Origin of the sequence: Streptomyces durbertensis (genome assembly GCF_014156695.1) — a bacterium.
GTDB classification, from domain to species: domain Bacteria; phylum Actinomycetota; class Actinomycetes; order Streptomycetales; family Streptomycetaceae; genus Streptomyces; species Streptomyces durbertensis.
Genome location: NZ_WMLF01000455.1, coordinates 1 through 4308 on the forward strand (window position 1 = coordinate 1; position 4308 = coordinate 4308).

Genomic DNA, 4308 nt, shown 5'->3' on the forward strand with positions numbered 1-4308 from the left:
GGGGTGGCCCCGTGGGATCCGGCGCATCGGGCGGCGCGCGCGAGGAGCAGGGCGCGTTCGCGGTTGTTGCGGGTCAGTGCGGCGGCGTGTTCGAAGTCGGCGCGGGCTTCAGCCGTGCGGCCGAGGCGGGAGAGGAGGTCGGCGCGGACGCTGAAGAGCAGGTGGTAGTCGCGTAGCGCGGGGTCGGCGGCGAGTGCCGTCACCAGCGGGAGGGCGTGCTCGGGGCCGTGGGCCATGGAGACGGCCACCGCGCGGTTGAGTTCCACGACCGGGGACGGGGTGCGGGCGGCGAGCAGGTCGTAGAGGGCGGCGATGCGGGGCCAGTCGGTGTCCTGGTAGGTGGGCGCGTGGGCGTGGCAGGCGGCGATGGCGGCCTGGAGGACGTACGGGCCGTGGGCGCCGGACGCGACGGACTCGGCGCGGGCGAGCGCCGCGAAGCCGCGGCGGATCAGCAGCCGGTTCCAGCGCGTCCGGTTCTGCTCGGCGAGCAGGACGGGTTCGCCGGAGGGGCCCGTGCGGGCGGCGGAGCGGGCGGCCTGGAGTTCCAGCAGCGCGGCCAGGCCGTGCACCTCGGGCTCCTCGGGCATCAGCCCGGCGAGCACGCGGGCCAGTCGCAGCGCGTCCTCGCACAGGGCGGGCCGCAGCCAGTCGTCGCCCTCGGTGGCCGTGTAGCCCTCGTTGAAGATCAGGTAGATGACTTCCAGGACGGAGTCCAGGCGTGCCGCGCGGTCCGGCCCGCTCGGCACTTCGAAGGGGACGTTCTTCCTGGCGAGGGTGCGTTTGGCGCGGACGATGCGCTGCGCGACGGTCGCCTCGGGCGCGAGGAACGCGCGGGCGATCTCCGGCGTGGTGAGGCCGCCGAGGAGCTTCAGGGTGAGGGCGATCCGGGCCTCGGCGGAGAGCACGGGGTGGCAGGCGGTGAAGACCAGCCGCAGCATGTCGTCGTTGATGTCGTCGGCGTACGGGTCGATGGCGTCCAGCTCGTCGACGCCGTGCTGTGGACCGTTCTCCAGGTCGCGGCCCATCTCCCCGAGCTTGCGCGCGTACCGCTCGCGGCGGCGTACGAGGTCGATGGCGCGGTGCTTGGCGGTGGCCGTCAGCCAGGCGGCCGGGTTGGCCGGGACGCCCGTCTCGGGCCACTGCTCCAGCGCGGCGACCACGGCGTCCTGCAGGAGTTCCTCCGCGATGCCCACATCGCGCACGATGCGGGTGACGCCGGCGATGATCCGCGCGGACTCCATCCTGCACACCGTCTCGACCGTGCCGGCCGCGTCCCTTCGTGCCACGGCCACTCATCAGAGCAGCCGTGGCACGACGGCGCAACCGCGACCGGCCGCGGCTCCTCAGCCCTCGACGATCTCGCGGACCTCGGTGGTGACCGTGAGGTTCTCCGGGTGGATCTCCAGGAACCGCCGGACCCACTCCAGGGCCTCCGCCATGTCCTTGGCCTGGAGGATCGAGTAGCCGCCGACGACCTCCTTGGCCTCGGTGAACGGCCCGTCGGTGTAGCTGATCTTCCCGCCGGACCAGGTGGCCCGCGTCCCTTCGGCGGTCGGCTTGAGGCCGGCCGTGTCCAGCATGACGCCGGCCTTCGTGATCTCCTCGAACAGCGCACCCATGCGCTCCCCGAACTCGGGTCCCAGGCCCTCGGGCGGCAGGGAGTCCTCGTCGATGCGGATCATCGTCATGTAGCGCGGCATGGTGGCTCACTCCTCGGTACGGGCGGGGACGGTTTCCCCGCCTCTCATACCCGCGTCGAACGGGCGACGCCGGAATCGACACCCCGCCGAGGATTTCTTCACGAGTCGCGTCGGGGGCGGCGGTGCGGCATGGAAGCGCGTCATTCGACATCGCCTCGCCTGGTCGCACACCGAGAGGTCTGCGACCAGGCGAGGCCGGTGTGAAGCGAGAGCCGTCATCCCGGCGGAGCTTCGTGGTGGAGTGGGGCGGCTGTCAGACGGTGTAGGTGCGGCTTGCCGAGTCTCCGCAGGTCCACGTGTTGCACGCCCTGACCATGGCGGTGAGCTTTCGCGTCTCCGAGGGCAGCGGAGTGCTGTACGGGATGCTTGTGCCCGACCCCTTGCTGTTCCTGAAGCTGATGACGCCGTAGCCGTGGGTGTCGAGGCTCAGGTAGGCGGAGCGGCTGTCGGCCTTCTTGTCCCAGAGCGTGCCCCACGCGCTCTTCTTGCCGTCGCTGCACTTCCTGACCCACACGGTGGCCTTGACGGCGGAGCTCTCGACGGTCCCCTTGTACGTGTCCTGGCAGCTCACGGCCTGCGTGGTGAGGCCGGAGGCCTGGGCGGCAGGGCCGGCGGTCAGGGTCAGGCCGAGGCCTATCGCCGCGACGCCGGCCACGGACAGCGTCCTTCTTGTTCGCTTCGTACGCATGGTTTCCCCCTGGGGATGCTTCTGGGCGGTCACGGATGGGTGGAGCGCGGCGGCCGGGACATCAGGTCCGGGCGGTGTTGAGGGTGCAGGCGCCGATCGTGCCGACGTCCGAGACGGCGCTGAGCTGGGCGGTCCAGCCCTTCGGGATGTTCGTGCGGCCGCGCCAGGTCTGGCCGGGCTCGGCCGCACGGCGGAGCTCCGTGTCGTGCCACCTGCCGTCCTTGACGAACTTCCCGTAGAAGCGGACGAGGGACAGGTCGGTCTTGTTGGTGACGAACCACTCCTGTCCCGCCGAGGTGTTGTTCATGGTGATCCGTGCGAACTTCGTGGAGTCCTTGGTGCTCCGCAGGGTGACGCGGCCGTCCCGGCCTCCGCCGGGGCTCGGCCAACTGGCCGTCTCGCAACGGTGGTCACCGCGGGTCCACTGGTGGTCGTCGGCGTTCGCGGTGCCGGTGAGGCCGGCGGTGGTGGCCAGCGCGGTGAGGGCCAGCGTGAGCACGATCGGTTTGGCACGCACAGCAAGATCCCGTCTGTCGCGGTGTGGTGCGCCGGAGCTGAGTTCCTACGCCCGCCATCCTGCCCGCGGCCCGCGTGCCGTGGGTTGACCGTACGCGCACAGCTCCTTGCTCCCCCGCGCACAGCGGCTCTCACGTTCGGTCGTCGCTCGACGCGGGTTCCCTGGCGGGTTCGGGCAGGGGCTGCGGCGGCTGGCCGGCGCGGGCGCGTACCGGGTGCGCTCTCGCGTGGATCAGCAGCCCCGCCTTGACCCGTCAGCCGATCACCGGGTGTCCACGCTGACACGCCGCCGGGACCTCGGGAGCGAGAACCGCGAGGAGCCACCCCTACGGGTGGCCGGCCCCCGCCCGCGGCCTGGCGTCCCCGCTCTCGCGGCCGCTCGTGACGGTCGGTGTCAGAGGCGGAAGGCGGTGGCCACGCGCTCGGTGAGGGCGTCTTCCGACAAGGACGTGTCGACGTGGAGGGTGGGCAGTCGCAGGCGGTCGGCTTCGGCTGCGAGGTGTCGGGTGAACAGCCGGTCGCGTTCGGCGAGGTTGCGGCGGGCCTTCGCGGGGTCGCTGGTCTGCTCGATGAACCCGTCCTCCGGCAGGGACCGGCTCAGGATGGCGGATCGGCGGAACCCGGGTGTGGGGAGGAGCCAGACGGCGTGGGCGGGGTCGGCGAGCAGCGGCCTCACGAGGTGCGGCAGCAGTCGGAACCCCTCCGCGACGACCCGGCGTTCCCGCGGGAGGCGGAGGAGGTCCTCGACGATCAGGTCGAAGCCCTCGCCCCGGAACCAGTGGAACGTCTCGAGCATGACCGGCGGGGGGCGGTTCAGCCATCGCTCGTCCATGTCCATGGCGAGGAACTCGTGCAGCCGCGGGGCGGTTTGCGGGGTGGTGCGCGCCGCGTGGTCGCGCATCACGTCGTCCGTGGCGTAGTGGGAGAGGCCGTGCCGTTCGGCGAGGCGGCGGGCGACGGTCGACTTGCCGGCGCCGCTGCCGCCGCCGATCCAGAGGACGTGCCGCAGTCGTTCGCGAAGCGGCGCGGTGTCGGCGTCGGCGTCGGTGTCGGCCGGCTCGTCGTACCGCCGTGGGTGCATGGCTCTCCGATCGGAGGGGAGACCGAGGCCCGGTCTTGGCGTGGTGGTCGTGGTCGGCGGGGCGTTCCGACGCTACCGGAAGCGGGGTCGGGCGGCGGCGCGGGCTCTGTCGCGTTCGCGCGTGCCCGGGCGGAGGCCGGAAGTCCTGTACGGCGACGGGCTGCCTACCTGCCTGCCTGCCTGCCTGCCTACCTGCCTACCTGCCGCGCGGTGTTGCCCGGTCGGTCGCGCCGCCGGCGCACCGACTTGCCCTGCATATCGCTTATCGATAACATCGAAAAACGATATGCGATCGGGGTGAAGGGGGAAGCATGGGCGTGGGG

General features: G+C 71.9%; 5 protein-coding genes. All 5 read right to left on the bottom strand.

The genetic code is table 11. The annotated features are described in order from the left end of the window. The coding region (locus GL263_RS22485; RefSeq protein ID WP_182857576.1) for an RNA polymerase sigma factor at nt 1-1241 on the bottom strand (1241 nt) is incomplete at its 3' end. Between the two features lie 102 nt (nt 1242-1343). Beyond that, nucleotides 1344-1700 (bottom strand): YciI family protein, encoded by a 357-nt coding sequence (locus GL263_RS22490; RefSeq protein WP_182857572.1) that lies wholly within the window; start codon nt 1698-1700, stop codon nt 1344-1346. A gap of 253 nt (nt 1701-1953) precedes the next feature. Continuing rightward, nucleotides 1954-2388, bottom strand: a complete 435-nt coding sequence (locus GL263_RS22495) for a hypothetical protein (RefSeq protein ID WP_182857573.1) — start codon at nt 2386-2388, stop codon at nt 1954-1956. A gap of 61 nt (nt 2389-2449) precedes the next feature. Further along, nucleotides 2450-2905 (bottom strand): hypothetical protein, encoded by a 456-nt coding sequence (locus GL263_RS22500; protein ID WP_182857574.1) that lies wholly within the window; start codon nt 2903-2905, stop codon nt 2450-2452. 393 nt (nt 2906-3298) lie between these two features. After that, entirely contained in the window at nt 3299-3985 is a 687-nt protein-coding gene (locus tag GL263_RS22505) for an AAA family ATPase (RefSeq protein ID WP_182857575.1), read from the bottom strand. Nucleotides 3986-4308: the final 323 nt, after the last annotated feature.